The organism is Staphylococcus sp. 231237_7MaSpsaltlick (assembly GCF_043107035.1).
The window spans coordinates 43911-62788 of sequence record NZ_JBICNX010000013.1; the positions used below are offsets into that span (position 1 = coordinate 43911).

Sequence of the window (18878 nt, forward strand, 5' to 3'; positions counted from 1 at the left end):
ATATGGATAAATTAGTAACTATTATCGTTCCTGTTTATAATAAAGAATTGTTTTTACATGATTGTATTGAATCAATAAACCAATTGAATATTGATCATCATTATGTTGAGGCGATTTTTGTAGATGATTGCTCAACGGATTCGTCGTTGAGTATTATTGAATCTTATCAACAAAAATATAATTTTTTAAAAGTTATACAGTTAGATAAGAACACAGGGAGTCCAGCAGAGCCAAGGAATGTTGGCATGAATTATGCAACAGGTAAGTATATTACCTTTTTAGATGCAGATGATTGGTTGGATAGTGAGGGGTTTCCAGAGTTACTATTGCAAGCTAACAAACATAATTCGGATATTGCCTTTGGACAAAGTATTAAACACGACGATAGAGGAATTAGTAAATTGGGAAGGTTCACATCATTTAAAGTGGAAAATGGCCTCATTCCGTATGAAATAGATAAAATATTTAGGGCTGTTGGCCCACCGGGAAAAATTGTGAAAGCAGATGTTATAAAATCTAACAAACTAAAGTTTAAACATTTAAAGTTTGGCGAAGATAAATTATTCTTTATTGAAGCAATTTCCAGATGTAAAACTGCTTCGATGAATTCAGCAGCGGTTTATCATGTAAATAGATACAATGAAAATCAATCACTTGTTACTGAAACGAATATATTAGAAAAAACTGCAGATAACTTAACCGTTTTAGAAGAAGTGTTGCAATTAAATTTACCGGAAAAAGCAGAATTTCAAGCAATTAGTAGAATAGTTGAAGTTGATTTTATAAGCAGGTTATTTAATAAAAAAAGATTTTTAAAGAGCTATCAAAAAGCAGAATTCTACGATTACTTTAACCGTTTAACAGAAGTGTTGCGTATGAATGGTAAAAATATTGAAGATTATATAATTGAAAACAAATATAAAAATAATTTCAAATTACTGTATGAACATCGATATGATGATTTATATGACTATATAGCAATGTTAATTAAAGGTGGTAAAGCAGATCGCTATATAAAAAACAATCAAGTTCATTTCGTAATGCCAGAACAGTTACAAGATTTAATACCGGTCACGGAAGAAATGTTTGCGGTATATGAAGGTACGCACGAATATGAAGGTGTTCATTATGAACAAATTAGAGTCTATAAACATCCTGATATTACTATTGATAAGGTACTGTTCACGGAGATTCATAATGAACCTCATGCACAAGAAGTGGAATATGTTGAAAGAAATAACAAAATTTATATCAAATCTTCTGTATTAGAGGATTTTGCATATAATTTTAATATTGTATTAATTTACAACGAATATAAACCGTATACAGTGAATATGAATTTGCCTAATATGAGTTCTAATATTAATTTGAAGAGACAAAATTTTAAGGCTGAGTTTATGCAAAAGGAAAAAAATAATAAAAGACCTGATGCAGTGAAAAGATACTTTCATTTTAATCCGCAAACTGTATCTGTGCTTAATAAGTTTAAAATTTATCATGATGTCGAATTTACGGCACAAGTCGATCGTATTGTGGAAGTTGGAGAAATATTAGAAGTGAATGGCATAGAGTATACCGAAAAAGGAACACCTAGATTATTAATTGACGACAATAAAGTGATTACAGCAAATAGGGCGTTTGTTGCTGCTGTCACTAAAGATAATAACGACCAATATTATTATAAAGCACCACAAAAAGTGAAAATTTTACAGCAATGTAAAGAATATGATTCAAGGAACTTTAAAAACACAATAAATATATTAGAGTCTGACAGTGTGGTAGCGATTGAAAAGGTCATCCTATCACCTAAAGGAACGCCTAGATTAAAAACAGATTCGGATACTTTTATTACTGCGAATAAATCGTTTGTTCAAGCAATAAACTAAACTTTTCAAATATAATATTATTAGATTTTGTCATATCTATTCCTTTATCCTATTTAGATATTTTTGAGTAAAAATATTATTTGGTTAATTGATAAAATTTTAAATAAAAATATGTTTTAATTTTTTCGTGAGTGGTATTTAATAAATAACTGTAAGAGAATTAGAATAATTGATTAATTTGCTCAGTGTACGTTGCTTCGGAAAAAGCAACGTACATTACTTGTGCGTTGTAAATAGAACGTTGTGAGTGAATTAGTTATGAATAGAAATAATTGGCATTTAGTATTATAGGTCACTGGAGAGTGAATAACCAATGATCATTTGTGGTGTCATACATGGCGTTATATACAGAAATTGGTATAAATGATATTACATTGTTAGTCATTTCATCGAAAGGGCATTTTTATTATTAGTAGTAAACACATAAGAGGCTGGGTCGTAAATTCCATGTGCTATATACGAAAGTTATACAATTAAAGATCGTTCCCTTCAAAGTAGACACTCAAAAACGTCAACTTTGAAGGGGATTTTTTATGTCTTAAAAAATAAAAAGCTAAGATGATTAGCAAAATAATTCATTAATACAAAATAAAAATGGAAGCATATATAAAGGCGAGACTCCTGAAGGAACAGGACGAGCTGAAAAATGCAGACTGAAGCAGTCCCTTAGGAAAGCGAGCCGATGATATAGCACACTACAAACACAAGATAAGTTAATGAACTTAGATCTCGTTATTGTTTATATATATTAAGAGTAAATCAATACAAACAATAAAAATAAAAAGCTAAGATGATTAGCAAAATAATTCATTAATACAAAATAAAAATGGAAACATATATAAAGGCGAGACTCCTGAAGGAACAGGACGAGCTGAAGACTACAGGCTGAAGCTGTCCCTTAGGAAAGCGAGCCGATGATATAGCACACTACAAACACAAAATAAGTTAACGAATATAATAAATAGTTATCGATATTATTATTGTAAAAATACATCATTATTTCTAATTGTATATAATTCAATAGCGCATAATACAGTTAGGATTTCAAAACTGTAATTCACAATGTAAAAATTGACAGATTTGATGTAAAAATAGTGGAGTAGGAAAAATTGCACAATTCAATTGTATTATATTTTATATTATAGATAACAAAACGATAGCTTATTAAACCAAAGCACAACATCGTTTTAAATATTTTGTAAGTTTGTAAAAGCTTTAAGATCTCAAAAAATATAGAGGAGTGTTTTTAATGGAAGATTTATTCAAAGCAATTAAAGATACAGTTCAAGCAGGAATCGATGGGGACAACGCTAAATTAGGTACAAGCATTGTAAGCATCGTTGAAAATGGTGCAGGTGTACTTTCTAAATTATTTGGATTCTAATTTAAACATTTTAAATATAAATTATAAAGGGAGAGATTTTAAATGACAAAATTAGCAGAAGCAATCGCAAAAACAGTTGAAGCGGCAAAATCAGGAAACGACAAAATCAGGAAACGACGCAGAATTAGGTTCAAGCATTGTTGATATCGTATCAAGCGGTGTTGGTTTATTAGGTAAATTATTCGGATTCTAAGCATTAATTTAAAATATATAAATAACTCAAAGGAGCGCATTTATTATGACAAAATTAGCAGAAGCAATCGCAAAAACAGTTGAAGCAGCAAAATCAGGAAACGACGCAGAATTAGGTTCAAGCATTGTTGATATCGTATCAAGCGGTGTTGGCTTATTAGGTAAATTATTCGGATTCTAATAGTTGAAAATTATAAAAAATAAATAGTAGAGGAGATACTAACATGGAAAAATTATTCGAGGCAATCAAACAAACAGTACAAGCAGGAATCGATGGGGACAACGTTAAATTAGGAACAGGTATTGTAAGCATCGTTGAAAATGGTGTAGGCGTACTTTCTAAATTATTCGGATTCTAATATTGATATAGACAATGGTCAAGGTGATAACCTTGGCCATTTTTTAATGTCTAATTTTATATACTGAATTAAGTGATATATGTTACTATCTTAATTAGAAATTACGGTCGAGTAAATTGAGAAAGTAGTGGGATAAAATGGAAAGTAAAAATATATTTATTGATTTTGATGATACATTAGTCGATTTTCACGATGCAGAAGCATATGCGTTCTTTAATTTAACTAAACATTACCAATTACATACAACTAGGCATGATTTAGAAACATTTATGAAAGTAAATCAATCACATTGGGAAGCGTTTCAGAATAATTTATTAACTAAGGATGAAGTGTTATCTAAACGTTTCGAAGCGTATTTCGATTTACATGCGTTAAAGGTAAATGGTGTAGAAGCAGACCATATCTTTAGAGATGAATTAGCCAATGCACCGATAAAGTATTTTCCCAAGACGTTAGAAACATTAGAAAAGCTAAAAGAACAACACAACTTATATATTGTTACGAATGGTGTGCTAGAAACGCAAGAACGTAGGATTGGAAAAACGCCTTTTGGTCAATTGTTTGATGGTGTGTTTGTTTCAGAGCAGACCGGTTATCAAAAACCAATGCCAGAATTCTTTGATTTTGTATTTAATGAAATTGGTGAGGACAAGCGTAATAATGCAATTATTATAGGTGATTCATTGACTTCTGATATTTTAGGTGGAAAAAACGCAAATATTGAAACTTGCTGGTTCAATCCACGTCAGAAATTAAACACTACTGATATCGAACCTGATTTTACAATTACTGATATGCAAGAATTGATTCGATTAATTTAAATACATGCAAATAAACATATGTGATAGGTGAGTGACATTTCACTTATTCTCTAGTTGAAATGTTTGCAAGATAGTTTGCAGTTTAACATATAGTTTTGGGTTAGTTGCTAATTTAACTAAATGACAGCATGTATACTGTATAACAGTCTGATGTAGCAAGTATCATTTTAAACCAATAAATAGCTAGTGATTTGTGTGCATAAATGTACTGTGTAAAAGTAAATGCAACATAAGATGAATAATTTAAATAATAACCTCATTAACTAGGTTTTAATGTGAGATGCCAAATAGAACAAGATAAGTATTAAGATTAAAACACAATATTAATATGAGATAAGCGCTGGATATTAATACGCAGGCTTTCAAAATAAAGAATGCCGATTCAAAAGTTTAAATCCAAACTTTTGAGTCGGCAATTTAATATGATTTAATCTCGTTACATTTTGATTTTAAAAATGGCTACCTAACGCAATCAAAATGTTTAAACGAAACTGCTAGAATCAGTTTGTTTATGGTGTCCAAACGAGAACATCATGACCATCTTTGTTTGTTTCATTTAAATCAGTAAATCCTTGCTTAATAAAGAATTCCTTAGATTGATTTCTTGCGATAACTTTAATTGGTAGACCTTGTTTCTTTGCGAAATCTAGTAAAGTTGTACCATAACCTCGATCTTGGAAATCACGTAAAACTTCTAATTTCCAAATGATATTATAATCTTCGAAGTCAGGGAAGTGTTGCTCTTCGACCTCACCTTTTCTATATAATGCCATCCTTGCACCTAGTCTATCTCCGACGTAAATGCCGTAGAATGGTGAATCCGAACTAGCATCAATCATTTCACCACGAAGTTCGTCAACTAAATATAAATCTTCGTTGCCAAAATTTCTAAAATCTTCAAATAATTCATCTGTTTTATAATTGATACCTAGACTTTTTACTTCACTCATAGACGGCTTCCCCCTTTGTTTTGTTATTTCTATTATACAATATTTATATTGATTTTTCACAAAAATGACTGTTTTAAACATGTATTTACTTATAATTGAAAATTTGTGGAGGTATGTTTACATATAAAAGTTAATTATGAGAGTTCAAACTATTTTTGTTAATCAGGTAATAAAAGATAATGAAAAAGTTGGATTTTTATAAGCCGTAAAATTGTCAATATAGTATATAAACTTTATACTAGGTAGGAATAGAGTAGCATAAGGAGAATTTCGAATGTATTGTATGACTGAGAAACTAAATGAAAACGATAAATTTATAACGAACCTAAAAAATAGTGACCATACATTAGCGCAATTTTACCATTTAGATGCAATGAATCCTGATAGCTTTAAGCAGAGATTTGATTTAGAGAATAATGGAAGAGAGATTGCAGTAGCTAATGTTATTGAAAAGTATATGAGTGATTTATCACTTACATCTGAGCAAGTTGAGAATATAGATGCTTTGAAAAAGGGTGCAAAAGTAGTAATTGGTGGCCAGCAGGCTGGTTTATTTGGTGGACCGCTATACACTTTGCATAAAATTTTTTCAATCATAACGTTAAGTGAAGAATTAAAAGAAAAATATCATAAAAAAGTAGTTCCTATTTTTTGGATTGCAGGAGAGGATCATGATTTTGACGAAGTAAATCATACATTTGCCTATAATTCGAAGAAAGCAAAGCTACATAAAATTAAATATCATACTATGACACCACCAGAAAGTAATGTTTCTAGATATTCTCCTGATAAGGAAGAGTTACGTGATACATTGAATCAGTTTTTCCAAGCATTGCCAGAAACACAACACTCTCAATCCATTATCAATCTATATAGAAACGTGATTGATCAATACGATAATTGGACTGATATGTTTAAGGCATTATTAAATGAAATATTTAAAGCGTATGGCGTATTATTCATTGATGCTAATGATGAAGGATTGAGAGAAGTTGAAAAGCCTTTTATAAAACAATTAATCCAACAACACCATGAGGTCGACACAGCATTTAGAGCTACTCAAGCACGTACTAAGGAAAGTGGACTAGAACAAATGATACAAACAGATACAAATGTTCACTTATTCTTACACGAAGATAATATGAGACAGTTATTAACATTTGAAAATGGCCAATTTAAACTTAGTAAATCTGATAAGGTTTATTCGACGGCTGAGTTATTAAACATTTTAGAGCAGGAACCGGGAAGATTTTCTAATAATGTTGTTACACGTCCAATTATGGAAGAGTGGTTGTTTAATACTGTTGCATTTATTGGAGGTCCGAGTGAAATAAAATATTGGGCTGAGTTAAGTGATGTGTTTAAAGTAGTCGACGTATCGATGCCTATTGTCTTACCTCGTTTGCGTATTAGCTATATTAATGAAAGAACTGAAAAATTATTATCGCAGTATCAACTTGATTTACACAAAGTATTAGTTGATGGGATAGATGAAGATAAGCAACGATTTGTTAGAGCGCAAGCCTCTGATTCATTCTTAGAACAAGTCGAGCAAATGAAGCAACGACAAGATGAATTATATAAAAACTTATTATTGGAAGTTTCAAATAGTAATGATAATAGACTGTTAGTCGATAAAAATAATGAAATTCATCAACAGCAATATGATTATCTACTTAACCGATATTTATTAAATATTGAACGTGAAAATGACATAAGTATGAAACATTTTAATGAAATTAACGAAGTGCTCCACCCAATGGGAGGATTACAGGAAAGAATTTGGAATCCAATCCAAATAATGAATGAATTTGGGATAGATGTGTTCAAGCCCTCCACCTATCCACCACTTTCCTACACTTTCGATCATATCATTGTAAAACCTTAGATAGAGTAAGGTTGAGCCCGATTCATCGGAATGATGAATCGGGCATTTTTTTATGTTCTATAACAAATTTTGGTGAAAATTGTATAATTAGTGGAGGATAGTGGTGAGATGTGGTAAATTATAAATATAAGAAGGTGAGGTGATTATAAATGTTCATGGGTGAATACGAACATCAGTTGGATACACAGGGACGTATGATAGTGCCTTCCAAATTTCGTTATGACTTGAATGAGCGTTTTATAATCACTAGAGGCCTTGATAAGTGTTTGTTTGGTTACACTTTGGAAGAATGGCAAGTTATTGAAGAGAAGATGAAGACACTTCCTATGACAAAGAAAGATGCTCGTAAATTTATGAGAATGTTTTTCTCTGGTGCTGTTGAAGTGGAATTAGACAAACAGGGGCGTATTAATATTCCGCAGAATTTAAGACAATACGCTAATTTAAGTAAAGAATGTACAGTCATCGGTGTATCAAATCGCATTGAAATATGGGATAGAGCAACATGGAATGATTTCTATGATGAATCTGAAGATAGTTTCGAAGATATTGCTGAAGACTTAATTGATTTTGATTTTTAAATGGAGGAATTAGAGTGTTTCATCATGTCAGCGTAATGCTTAAAGAAACCATTGATTACTTGAATATAAAAGAAGATGGTGTATATGTCGACTGTACATTAGGTGGAGCTGGACATGCCCTTTATTTATTAGAGCAATTAAGTGATGATGGTAGGCTAATAGCAATAGACCAAGATACAAATGCAATTGAGAATGCTAAAGAAGTACTGAGTGATCATTTACATAAAGTGACATTTGTACATAGTAATTTTAGAAAGTTATCTGAAATTTTAAATGATTTGAATATTGAAAAAGTAAACGGTATCTACTATGACTTGGGCGTATCTAGTCCACAATTAGATGTTCCTGAAAGAGGATTTAGTTACCATCACGATGCACAATTGGATATGAGAATGGATCAAACACAATCACTTTCGGCCTACGAAGTTGTTAACGAATGGTCATTTGAAAGTTTGGTTCGTATTTTCCATAGATATGGGGAAGAAAAATTTTCAAAGCAAATTGCTAGACGTATCGAACAAAACAGAGAACAACAACCTATCAATACAACATTAGAACTTGTAGATATTATAAAAGAAGGTATTCCTGCAAAAGCTCGACGCAAAGGTGGCCATCCGGCTAAAAGAATATTCCAAGCAATTAGAATTGCAGTGAATGATGAATTGTCAGCTTTCGAAGATTCGTTAGAACAAGCAATTGAATTGGTGAAAGTAGACGGCAGAATTTCAGTCATCACTTTCCATTCGCTTGAAGATCGTTTGTGTAAACAAATGTTTCAAGAATATGAAAAAGGACCTGAAGTGCCAAGAGGATTACCTGTAATACCAGAAGCATACACACCCAAATTAAAACGAGTTAACCGTAAACCTATCATTGCGACTGAAGATGATTTAGAGATAAATAACCGAGCGCGTAGTGCTAAATTACGTGTAGCCGAAATCTTGAAATAAGGAGTGGATTATGAGTGGCAGTAGAAAAAGTATATCAACCATATGATAATATTGAACAACAAATTCCAGAGACAAAACCCTCGACCCAACCTAAAACAGTTAAAAGAAAAGTTGTAGTACAGTTAACAAAATTTGAAAAGATGTTATACATAGGACTTATAACAATAATTGCTTTAATCAGTATATATATGCTATCTTTAAAAATGGATGCGTATGATACTCGAGGGAAAATTGCAGATTTAGATACAAAAATAGAAAAGCAATCTAGTGAGAATAGCGCAATAGAATCTGAAATTAAAAAGAACTCATCATATGAACGCATTTACGACAAGGCTAAAAAGCAAGGTATGAGCCTTAAGAACGACAATGTAAAGGTAGTGCGTAATAATGACGAAGCGAAGAATTAAATTTAAAAAACCAAAATTACCAATAAAACAAAATAAAATAGGGGCAGTCCTACTCATTCTTGGATTCGGACTGCTCTTTTTTACGTTGGTTTTAAGATATTCATATATTATGTTGACCGGCCACTCATCTGGAGAAGATTTGATTTTAAAAGCTAATGAAAAATACTTGGTAAACAGTCAAGAACAGCCTGAACGTGGTAAGATTTATGATCGAAACGGTAAAATATTGGCAGAAGACGTAGAACGATATAAACTTGTAGCCATTGTGAGTAAAAAAGCCAGTGAAGGTAGCGATAAACCTAAAAACGTTACTGATAAAAAGAAAACTGCAAAAAAACTAGCAACGGTTTTAGATATGTCTGCCAAAGAAATCGAAAGTAAGTTGAATAACAAGAAAGCCTTTCAAGTTGAATTCGGTCAAAAAGGTACCGATTTAACGTATCAAGAAAAAGAAAAAATTGAAAAAATGAATTTACCAGGTATTACATTATATCCTGAGACTGAACGTTTTTATCCTAATGGAAACTTTGCATCTCATCTTATAGGTATTGCTCAAAAGGACCCTGATAGTGGGGAACTTAAAGGCGCGATGGGTGTTGAAAAGATCTTTGATAGTTATCTGAAAGGGCAAAAAGGTACCTTGTCATATATTCATGATATTTGGGGTTATATTGCACCGAATACGAAAAAAGAAAAAACACCTAAACGTGGTTATGATGTTCATCTGACAATAGACTCGAACATTCAAGTCTTTGTTGAAGAAGCGTTGGATAGCATGGTTGACAGATATAAACCAAAAGATTTATTTGCTGTGGTAATGGATGCGCATACCGGTGAGATATTAGCATTTAGTCAACGACCAACTTTTAACCCTGAAACAGGAAAAGACTTCGGGAAAAAATGGGCGAATGATTTATATCAAAATACCTATGAACCAGGTTCTACATTTAAATCATTTGGTTTAGCAGCTGCTATTCAAGAAGGTAAATTCAAACCAAATAAAGAGTATACTGCAAGACCGAGAACGGTTATGGGGTCTAAAATTTCTGACTGGAACAAAGTAGGTTGGGGAGATATCCCGATGACATTAGGTTTCACGTATTCATCAAATACCTTAATGATGCATCTACAAGACTTAGTTGGTGCAGATAAGATGAAACATTGGTATGAGAAGTTTGGTTTTGGCAAAACTACAGACGGCATGTTTGATAGTGAATCATCTGGTGGAATTGCTTGGGATAATGAAGCGCAACAAAAAACTTCATCATTCGGTCAATCTACTACTGTTACTCCGGTACAAATGTTAAGAGCGCAATCTGCTTTCTTCAATGATGGTAATATGCTTAAACCTTGGTATGTCGACAGTGTGACAAATCCAGTGTCGAATAATACTTACTATAAAGGTAAAAAAGAGTATGCAGGCAAACCAATTACTAAAGATACTGCGAAAAAGGTACGTACAGAGTTGGATAAAGTTGTAAATAGCGAAGACAGTCACGCTAAAAATTATCGTGTGGATGGTTATGATATCGCTGGTAAGACTGGTACAGCGCAAGTTGCTGATCCTGATAATGGAGGATATGTCCAAGGTGAAAATCCATATTTCGTTAGCTTTATCGGTGACGCACCTAAGAAAGATCCAAAGGTCATTGTTTATGCTGGTATGAGTTTAGCGCAACAAAATGACCAAGAAGCATATGAAATGGGTGTAAGTAAAGCGTTCAAACCAATTATGGCAAACACGCTTAAATATTTAAATGTCGGAGATAACAATACAAAAGATAGTTCAGATGTGAAATATAGTAAAGTTCCAGATGTTGAAGGATTGGCTACTCAGAAAGCCGAAGATAAAATCAACGGCAAATCCCTAGATGCCATCGTTATTGGTAATGGTGAAAAGGTAACCAGTCAATCCGTAACGGCAAATAAAGAAGTATTACCTAATAATAAGGTGTTACTACTAACTGATGGTGATATTACAATGCCAGATATGACAGGTTGGTCAAAAGAAGAAGTCATTGCATTTGAACGTATGACAAATACTAAAGTGACAATGAAAGGTAGTGGCTTTGTATCTAGCCAATCAGTAACAAAAGGTCAAAAAGTTAGTAAAAATGATAAAATTCAAATTACACTTTCATCAGAAGAAATTGATGGTGAAGCAAGTACAAGTTCAAACTCAAAAGAAGAAACAACTAAAGAAGACAAATCAGCATCTGAAAAATCTGCTGATGATAAGTCAACAACAGACAAGAAAGATAAAAAAGAAGAGAAATCATCGAGTGATAAATCAGAATAATAGACGTTATTTATTTACCATTCGTAAATTTGAGAACGACAGAATAACAATTTGAAAGATAGGCAATATCAGTGGACGATAATAACAAAAATATTATCTTATCACTGATATGCCATGTTTCATTTTACATAATGTTTTAACCCTGCATGACGACATACAAAAACATATTCCAATTAAATATATAAAGGAGCATAATATGGTTTATCTACTCGCAATCATCGCACTTTTGATCACATTTATATTAGTCCCAGTATTAATACCAACTTTAAAAAGAATGAAATTTGGACAAAGCATAAGGGAAGAAGGTCCACAAAGCCACATGAAAAAAACAGGTACACCGACGATGGGTGGACTGACTTTCTTAATCAGTATCATTGTTACATCGATTCTTGCAATTATATTTATCGATAATTCAAATCCAATTATTCTATTGCTATTTGTAACAATAGGATTTGGGTTAATTGGCTTTATTGATGATTATATTATTGTTGTGAAAAAGAATAACCAAGGTTTGACAAGCAAACAAAAATTCCTAGCACAAATTGGTATTGCTGTAATTTTCTTTGTGTTAAGCCAAGTGTTTAACCTAACTGATTTTTCAACGGGGATTCATATTCCGTTTATCGGTATTGAAGTACCACTTTCAATTGCATATGTTATTTTTATTGTATTTTGGCAAGTTGGTTTTTCTAATGCTGTAAACCTAACTGATGGTTTAGACGGATTAGCAACAGGATTATCAATTATTGGATTTATAATGTACGCATTGATGGCATACTTCCAAGGTGCAACATCAATCGGCTTATTCTGTGTGATTATGATTTTTGCATTATTAGGATTTTTACCTTTTAACTTAAACCCTGCTAAAGTATTTATGGGGGACACAGGAAGTCTAGCATTAGGTGGTATTTTTGCCACAATTTCAATTATGTTAAATCAAGAATTATCTTTAATATTCGTAGGTTTTGTATTTGTTGCAGAAACGTTATCTGTAATGATTCAGGTTACTTCATTTAAATTAACTGGTAAAAGAATATTTAAGATGTCACCATTACATCATCACTTTGAATTGGTAGGTTGGAACGAGAAAAAAGTCGTTACAGTGTTTTGGACAGTAGGTTTAATTTCAGGGCTTATTGGATTATGGATAGGAGTGAATTAAATTGCTAAATTATACAGGGTTAGAAAATAAAGATGTATTAGTTGTTGGACTTGCCAAAAGTGGCTATGAAGCAGCTAAATTATTAAATAAATTGGGTGCCAATGTAATCGTCAATGACGGAAAAGATTTAAGTAATGACTCACATGCTAAAGATTTAGAAAATATGGGTATTACAGTAATTGGTGGTGAACATCCACTGTCATTATTGGATAATAATCCTGTAGTTATTAAGAATCCGGGAATTCCTTACCACGTACCACTTATTGATGCAGCAGTTAAAAAAGGTCTGAAGATATTAACTGAAGTTGAACTAAGCTATTTAATATCTGAAGCGCCGATTATTGGTGTAACAGGTACAAATGGTAAAACAACAGTTACCTCTCTTATTGGTGATATGTTTCAAAAAAGTCGAGTTACAGGCAAAATATCAGGTAATATCGGTTTTGTTGCTTCAAAGGTTGCACAGGAAGTAACATCAACTGATTATCTTGTTACTGAATTATCATCATTCCAATTACTTGGAATAGATCAATATAAGCCACATATAGCAATTATTACTAATATTTACTCTGCACATATCGATTATCATGAAACATTAGAAAATTATCAAAATGCAAAGAAAAAAATTTATGAAAATCAAACAGCAGATGATTATTTGATTTGTAACTATCATCAAAGGCATTTGATTGAGTCAGAAACTTTAAAAGCAAAAACATATTATTTTTCAACACAACAAGAAGTAGATGGTATATACGTTAAAGATGGGTATATCGTGTTTAAAGGTTTCAGAATCATACATAAAGATGATTTAGTGTTGCCTGGTGAACACAACTTAGAGAATATTCTTGCTGCTGTATTAGCAGCTTTATTAGCAGGAATTTCAGTACGTGCAATCATCGAGAGTTTGACCACATTCTCAGGTATTGAACATCGATTACAATATATCGGAACTAATAAAACGAACAAATATTACAATGATTCCAAAGCAACAAATACGTTAGCTACACAATTTGCACTAAATTCATTTGAACAACCTATTATTTGGTTGTGTGGCGGGTTAGATCGTGGTAACGACTTCGATGAACTCATACCATATATGAAAAATGTGCGTGTGATGGTAACGTTCGGTGAAACGCAAAGTAAATTTGTTAATTTAGGTGAAAGTCAAGGTAAGTATGTGATTAAGGCAGTAGATGTTGAAGATGCCGTAGATAAAATACAAGAAATTATTGAACCGAATGATGTGGTGCTATTGTCTCCTGCATGCGCAAGTTGGGATCAATACAATACTTTTGAAGAGCGTGGAGAAAAGTTCATTAATAGATTCAAAACGCACTTGCCATCTTTCTAAAGGATGTGAAAAAATATGGCCGATAAAGTACGCGAATTTGACTCTGAATACTTGAAGCAAAAACGAGAATTAAGGCGTAAAAGGCAGAAACAAATTCAATATTCAGTATTCGGTGTATTGTTGTTTTTTATCTTATTGATACTTATCTATATGTTCACACCTTTGAGTAAAATAAGTAGTGTTGAGATAAAAGGTAATAATAATGTATCGAAGAGTGATATCAGTAAAGCAATAAATGTTAAAGATGATTCAAGAATGTATACTTATAGTACTTCAAAAGCTGAAAAGAAATTAAAAGAAAACACATTGGTTAAAGATGCCAAAGTTACAAAGCATTTTCCAAATAAAATGACGGTTAAAGTGACAGAAGATCAAATTGTGGCATTAATTAAAAAGAAAGATAAATATGTTCCAATAACGGAGGATGGCACTGAATTGGAAAATTTCCAAGATAGTGTGTTGGATGATGGTCCGATTATTGATGGTTTCGATAAAGAACGAAAGGACAAAATTATACGACAGTTAGCTGAAATGCCAGCAAAAGTTAGGGGACTAATATCTGAAGTTAAATATGATCCACAACCCAATATGCAAAACCAAGTGAAATTATTTACTACAGACAATCTTCAAGTAGTAGGTAACTTAAATACAATTGGTAGCAAAATGAAGTATTATCCTCAAATGTCACAATCATTAGATCGTGATGAAAGTGGAAACTTGAAAAAAGCAGGTTATATTGATTTATCTGTTGGTGCTTCCTTTATTCCATATAGTAGTGGTTCTGATCAAAAATCAGAAACAGATAAAAATGTTGAACAAGGAAATAACCAAGAAGATAAAGCGAAAGATCAGTTGCAAAGTGCTTTAAATAAGATAAATAAGAAAAAAGACAAAAATAATTAAAAAATTTAGACAAATACATGTGTTTATAGTTCACAACCGCGAAACTGTATTGTAAACTGTTAATAGTGTGAACTTGATTATGTAATTGTCAGGAGGTGCCTATCTATGGAAGAGCATTATTATGTAAGTATAGATATCGGTTCATCAAGTGTAAAAACAATAGTAGGCGAAAAATTTCACAATGGAATTAATGTGATAGGTACAGGACAAACCTACACGAGTGGAATTAAAAATGGTCAAATCGATGATTTCGATATTGCGAAACAAGCAGTCAAAGATACAATTAAAAAAGCTTCTATTGCTTCGGGTGTAGACATTAAAGAAGTGTTTCTTAAACTTCCAATTGTCGGCACTGAAGTGTTTGATGAATCTAATGAAATAGAATTTTATGAAGATACTGAATTAAATGGTACACATATTGAACATGTACTAGAAGGTATCAGAGAAAAAAATAACGTACCGGAAACAGAAATAATTAATGCATTTCCGATTAAGTTTCTAGTTGATGGCGACAATGAAGTTTCTGATCCAAAGGAATTAATTGCGAGACATAGCTTGAAAGTAAATGCAGGTGTCATTGCGATTCAAAAATCAATCTTAATCAATATGATTAAATGTGTAGAATCTTGTGGTGTAGATGTATTAGATGTATATTCTGATGCGTACAACTACAACTCAGTTTTATCTGCTACAGAGAAAGAACTTGGTGCATGTGTGATTGACATCGGCGAAGATTTAACACAACTTGCTTTCTATGAACGTGGTGAGCTTGTTGATGCGGATGCAATTGAAATGGCAGGTCGTGACATTACAGAAGACATAGCTGAAGGATTAAACACTTCATATGAAACAGCTGAAAAGATTAAACACCAATATGGTCACGCTTTCTTTGATTCAGCATCTGATCAAGATGTATTCACTGTGGATCAAGTAGACAGTGAAGAGGATGCACAATTCACTCAAAAGGACTTAGCTGATATTATTGAAGCACGTGTAGAAGATATCTTCTTTGAAGTGTTCGATGTATTACAAGAGTTACAATTAACAAAAGTTAATGGTGGATTTGTAGTAACTGGAGGTTCAGCAAACTTATTAGGTGTTAAAGAATTATTACAAGATATGGTTAGCGAAAAAGTAAGAATTCATACACCGTCACAAATGGGTATAAGAAAACCTGAATTCTCTTCAGCAATTTCAACAATTTCTAGTAGCATTACTTTCGACGAATTGCTAGATTATGTTACAATAAGTAATCATGACAGTGAAGAATTCGAAGAAGAAGTTATCGAATCTGATGAGACGACGAATAATACAAAAACAAGCGGATTTGATTGGTTTAAGAAAAAATCGAATAAGCAAGATGAAGCACCAGCGTCAGATTCATCTTCAGAAGATTCACAAGTGACAGAGACATATGACGAAGAAGTAAACGCTGATAGCGACGTTGAACATAAGTCTCAACACAACGAACAAAAGGATGAAAGTAAATTTAAAAAACTGATGAAATCTCTATTCGATTGATTGGCCATTAAAACTAGGAGGAAATATAAATGTTAGAATTTGAACAAGGATTTAATCATTTAGCGACGTTAAAAGTCATCGGTGTAGGGGGCGGCGGAAACAACGCTGTAAACCGAATGATTGACCATGGTATGAACAATGTTGAGTTTATTTCAATCAATACGGACGGGCAAGCTTTAAACTTATCTAAAGCTGAGTCTAAAATCCAAATTGGGGAAAAATTAACTCGTGGTTTAGGTGCAGGTGCTAACCCAGAAATTGGTAAAAAAGCTGCAGAAGAATCACGTGAACAAATTGAAGATGCTATCCAAGGTGCAGATATGGTATTCGTAACTGCAGGTATGGGTGGCGGAACTGGTACAGGTGCTGCACCAGTCGTAGCTAAAATCGCAAAAGAAATGGGAGCGTTAACAGTTGGTGTCGTTACTCGTCCATTCGGCTTTGAAGGTCGTAAACGTCAAACTCAAGCAGCTGCAGGCGTAGAATCAATGAAAGCTGCAGTTGATACACTAATCGTTATCCCTAACGATCGTTTATTAGACATCGTTGACAAATCAACGCCTATGATGGAAGCATTTAAAGAAGCAGATAATGTTTTACGTCAAGGTGTGCAAGGTATTTCTGATTTAATCGCTGTTTCTGGTGAAGTAAACCTTGACTTTGCCGACGTGAAAACAATCATGTCTAACCAAGGTTCTGCATTGATGGGTATTGGTGTTTCTTCTGGCGAAAACCGCGCGGTAGAAGCAGCTAAGAAAGCAATTTCTTCACCATTATTAGAAACATCAATCGTAGGTGCACAAGGTGTGTTAATGAACATCACTGGTGGAGAGTCATTATCATTATTCGAAGCACAAGAAGCTGCTGATATTGTACAAGACGCTGCAGATGAAGATGTAAACATGATTTTCGGTACAGTAATCAATCCTGAATTACAAGATGAGATTGTAGTTACAGTAATTGCTACTGGATTTGAAGATAAACCATCTTCTCAAGGTCGTAAAGCTTCAAATACTGGTTTTGGTAGCAGTGCAACAAGTGGTAGCGTAGCATCTAATGAAACTTCAATTAGTTCAAGTGCTGCTAGCTCATCACACTCAGTAGAAAGCAATACTGAAAGCAGAAGTCATACAACAAATGAAGATGACATTCCAAGCTTCATCAGAAATAGAGAAGAAAGACGTTCAAGAAGAACTAGACGTTAATTTGTCGGATAGTACGTCTTAAACAAAATATACTTAAGCTGAAGTTAGTAATAATAACAGTATCTATGTCATCAGGTCTCAGATCTGATGACTTTTTTAGATTTTTAATTCTAGAAATTATTTTATGGCTATTCAATATTCAAATTAGAAGTAGTAACAGTCAATCAAGATGGAAACGGATCATCGAATAACATTTATTTTGAAGAACAATTAGCGGAGGGGTTATAATGCCAGAAAAATTTGTGGAAAATAGTCATATTTTAGAATATAGAGATGACCCATTACAAAATGTTACATTAGGTATCACAACGCGAAAGAATGGATTTAGTGATTATCCAAATCACGCATTTAACATGGCGCGATATATTGATGATAATCCACAAAATATAACTAAACATCAACAAAAACTAGCTGAATTAATAAAGTTTGATAGAGCGCATTGGGTGTTTCCGATACAAACACATGAAAATAAAGTCGTTGAAATTACAGAAGAGCATCAAGGCATGAATATCGATAAACTAACTGATGATTTACATGGGATTGATGGCATGTACAGCTATGAATCTAATGTATTATTAACAATGTGTTATGCTGATTGTGTACCAATATACTTTTATAGTGAACAGCATCATTTTATAGGTTTAGCACATGCAGGTTGGCGTGGTACGGTTGGGCAAATTGTGGTTGAAATGATAAATAAAATTGACTTTAATTTAAACGATTTACAGGTTGTTATAGGACCAGCTACATCTATGTCATATGAAATTAATGATGATATCAAAGCAAAGTTTGCTGCATTGCCAATTGATAGTACAAAGTATATAGAAACGAGAGCGTCAGATAGACATGGTATTGATTTAAAGGTTGCTAATGCATTGTTATTACAACATAGTGGCGTTCCGAAAGAAAATATTTATATTACTAATTATGCAACTTCCGAAGATTTGGATTTATTCTTTTCGTACAGAGTAGAAAAGGGTCAAACTGGTAGAATGTTAGCATTTATTGGTCAAAAATAA

17 protein-coding genes and 1 pseudogene are annotated in these 18878 nt (G+C 32.7%); 17 read left to right on the forward strand and 1 reads right to left on the reverse strand.

Going from position 1 to position 18878, the window contains the following annotated elements; translation table 11 throughout:
• Positions 1-2 precede the first annotated feature (2 nt).
• The 6 genes and pseudogenes from ACF91D_RS20645 to ACF91D_RS20670 all read left to right on the forward strand — a co-directional run bounded on the left by ACF91D_RS20645 (position 3) and on the right by ACF91D_RS20670 (position 4642).
• The gene (locus ACF91D_RS20645) at positions 3-1886 is read left to right on the forward strand and encodes a glycosyltransferase family 2 protein (RefSeq protein ID WP_107528004.1); all 1884 of its coding nucleotides are present in this window, start codon (positions 3-5) and stop codon (positions 1884-1886) included.
• 1249 nt (positions 1887-3135) lie between these two features.
• Positions 3136-3270: a beta-class phenol-soluble modulin gene (locus ACF91D_RS20650; protein WP_107513336.1), complete on the forward strand. Its 135-nt coding sequence runs from the start codon at positions 3136-3138 to the stop codon at positions 3268-3270.
• 42 nt (positions 3271-3312) lie between these two features.
• Positions 3313-3463, forward strand: a pseudogene (locus ACF91D_RS20655) (beta-class phenol-soluble modulin).
• A gap of 45 nt (positions 3464-3508) precedes the next feature.
• The gene (locus tag ACF91D_RS20660; RefSeq protein WP_042738940.1) at positions 3509-3643 is read left to right on the forward strand and encodes a beta-class phenol-soluble modulin; all 135 of its coding nucleotides are present in this window, start codon (positions 3509-3511) and stop codon (positions 3641-3643) included.
• A gap of 43 nt (positions 3644-3686) precedes the next feature.
• Positions 3687-3821: a beta-class phenol-soluble modulin gene (locus ACF91D_RS20665; RefSeq protein ID WP_042738939.1), complete on the forward strand. Its 135-nt coding sequence runs from the start codon at positions 3687-3689 to the stop codon at positions 3819-3821.
• A gap of 137 nt (positions 3822-3958) precedes the next feature.
• A complete protein-coding gene (locus ACF91D_RS20670) occupies positions 3959-4642 on the forward strand; it encodes a YjjG family noncanonical pyrimidine nucleotidase (RefSeq protein WP_107528014.1) in 684 nt (227 codons plus the stop codon).
• 509 nt (positions 4643-5151) lie between these two features.
• On the opposite strand, the gene ACF91D_RS20675 is transcribed toward ACF91D_RS20670, so the two are convergent.
• The gene (locus ACF91D_RS20675; protein WP_042738937.1) at positions 5152-5592 is read right to left on the reverse strand and encodes an N-acetyltransferase; all 441 of its coding nucleotides are present in this window, start codon (positions 5590-5592) and stop codon (positions 5152-5154) included.
• Positions 5593-5866: 274 nt separating this feature from the next.
• Between ACF91D_RS20675 and bshC the strand changes: the two genes are divergently transcribed.
• The 11 genes from bshC (at position 5867) to pgeF (ending at position 18878) form a co-directional block, all read left to right on the forward strand.
• Complete coding sequence (bshC, locus tag ACF91D_RS20680) at positions 5867-7480, forward strand: bacillithiol biosynthesis cysteine-adding enzyme BshC (protein ID WP_107527036.1); 1614 nt, start codon at positions 5867-5869, stop codon at positions 7478-7480.
• A gap of 149 nt (positions 7481-7629) precedes the next feature.
• A complete protein-coding gene (gene mraZ, locus ACF91D_RS20685; protein WP_392437638.1) occupies positions 7630-8061 on the forward strand; it encodes a division/cell wall cluster transcriptional repressor MraZ in 432 nt (143 codons plus the stop codon).
• Between the two features lie 14 nt (positions 8062-8075).
• Complete coding sequence (gene rsmH, locus ACF91D_RS20690) at positions 8076-9011, forward strand: 16S rRNA (cytosine(1402)-N(4))-methyltransferase RsmH (RefSeq protein WP_107527037.1); 936 nt, start codon at positions 8076-8078, stop codon at positions 9009-9011.
• Positions 9012-9025: 14 nt separating this feature from the next.
• On the forward strand, positions 9026-9418 hold the full coding sequence (gene ftsL / locus ACF91D_RS20695; protein ID WP_042738933.1) for a cell division protein FtsL: 393 nt from the start codon (positions 9026-9028) through the stop codon (positions 9416-9418).
• The gene (locus tag ACF91D_RS20700; protein ID WP_392437641.1) at positions 9399-11717 is read left to right on the forward strand and encodes a penicillin-binding protein; all 2319 of its coding nucleotides are present in this window, start codon (positions 9399-9401) and stop codon (positions 11715-11717) included. Before ftsL ends, ACF91D_RS20700 begins: the two co-directional genes overlap by 20 nt.
• 196 nt (positions 11718-11913) lie before the next feature.
• On the forward strand, positions 11914-12879 hold the full coding sequence (mraY, locus tag ACF91D_RS20705) for a phospho-N-acetylmuramoyl-pentapeptide-transferase (RefSeq protein WP_042738931.1): 966 nt from the start codon (positions 11914-11916) through the stop codon (positions 12877-12879).
• 1 nt (position 12880) lies between these two features.
• Positions 12881-14230: a UDP-N-acetylmuramoyl-L-alanine--D-glutamate ligase gene (gene murD, locus ACF91D_RS20710; protein ID WP_107527038.1), complete on the forward strand. Its 1350-nt coding sequence runs from the start codon at positions 12881-12883 to the stop codon at positions 14228-14230.
• A 15-nt stretch (positions 14231-14245) separates the two neighbouring features.
• On the forward strand, positions 14246-15133 hold the full coding sequence (locus ACF91D_RS20715; RefSeq protein ID WP_052495422.1) for a cell division protein FtsQ/DivIB: 888 nt from the start codon (positions 14246-14248) through the stop codon (positions 15131-15133).
• 105 nt (positions 15134-15238) lie between these two features.
• On the forward strand, positions 15239-16654 hold the full coding sequence (ftsA, locus tag ACF91D_RS20720) for a cell division protein FtsA (protein WP_042738929.1): 1416 nt from the start codon (positions 15239-15241) through the stop codon (positions 16652-16654).
• Between the two features lie 29 nt (positions 16655-16683).
• Entirely contained in the window at positions 16684-17859 is a 1176-nt protein-coding gene (ftsZ, locus tag ACF91D_RS20725) for a cell division protein FtsZ (protein ID WP_042738928.1), read from the forward strand.
• 227 nt (positions 17860-18086) lie between these two features.
• Positions 18087-18878, forward strand: coding sequence for a peptidoglycan editing factor PgeF (pgeF, locus tag ACF91D_RS20730; RefSeq protein WP_107527040.1), 792 nt, complete (start codon positions 18087-18089; stop codon positions 18876-18878).

Coding starts and splice junctions, on each gene's coding strand:
- ACF91D_RS20645 (WP_107528004.1), top strand. CDS start 3: ATGGATAAATTAGTAACTATTATCGTTCCTGTTTATAATAAAGAATTG.
- ACF91D_RS20650 (WP_107513336.1), top strand. CDS start 3,136: ATGGAAGATTTATTCAAAGCAATTAAAGATACAGTTCAAGCAGGAATC.
- ACF91D_RS20660 (WP_042738940.1), top strand. CDS start 3,509: ATGACAAAATTAGCAGAAGCAATCGCAAAAACAGTTGAAGCAGCAAAA.
- ACF91D_RS20665 (WP_042738939.1), top strand. CDS start 3,687: ATGGAAAAATTATTCGAGGCAATCAAACAAACAGTACAAGCAGGAATC.
- ACF91D_RS20670 (WP_107528014.1), top strand. CDS start 3,959: ATGGAAAGTAAAAATATATTTATTGATTTTGATGATACATTAGTCGAT.
- ACF91D_RS20675 (WP_042738937.1), bottom strand. CDS start 5,592: ATGAGTGAAGTAAAAAGTCTAGGTATCAATTATAAAACAGATGAATTA.
- bshC (WP_107527036.1), top strand. CDS start 5,867: ATGTATTGTATGACTGAGAAACTAAATGAAAACGATAAATTTATAACG.
- mraZ (WP_392437638.1), top strand. CDS start 7,630: ATGTTCATGGGTGAATACGAACATCAGTTGGATACACAGGGACGTATG.
- ACF91D_RS20700 (WP_392437641.1), top strand. CDS start 9,399: ATGACGAAGCGAAGAATTAAATTTAAAAAACCAAAATTACCAATAAAA.
- mraY (WP_042738931.1), top strand. CDS start 11,914: ATGGTTTATCTACTCGCAATCATCGCACTTTTGATCACATTTATATTA.
- ACF91D_RS20715 (WP_052495422.1), top strand. CDS start 14,246: ATGGCCGATAAAGTACGCGAATTTGACTCTGAATACTTGAAGCAAAAA.
- ftsA (WP_042738929.1), top strand. CDS start 15,239: ATGGAAGAGCATTATTATGTAAGTATAGATATCGGTTCATCAAGTGTA.
- ftsZ (WP_042738928.1), top strand. CDS start 16,684: ATGTTAGAATTTGAACAAGGATTTAATCATTTAGCGACGTTAAAAGTC.
- pgeF (WP_107527040.1), top strand. CDS start 18,087: ATGCCAGAAAAATTTGTGGAAAATAGTCATATTTTAGAATATAGAGAT.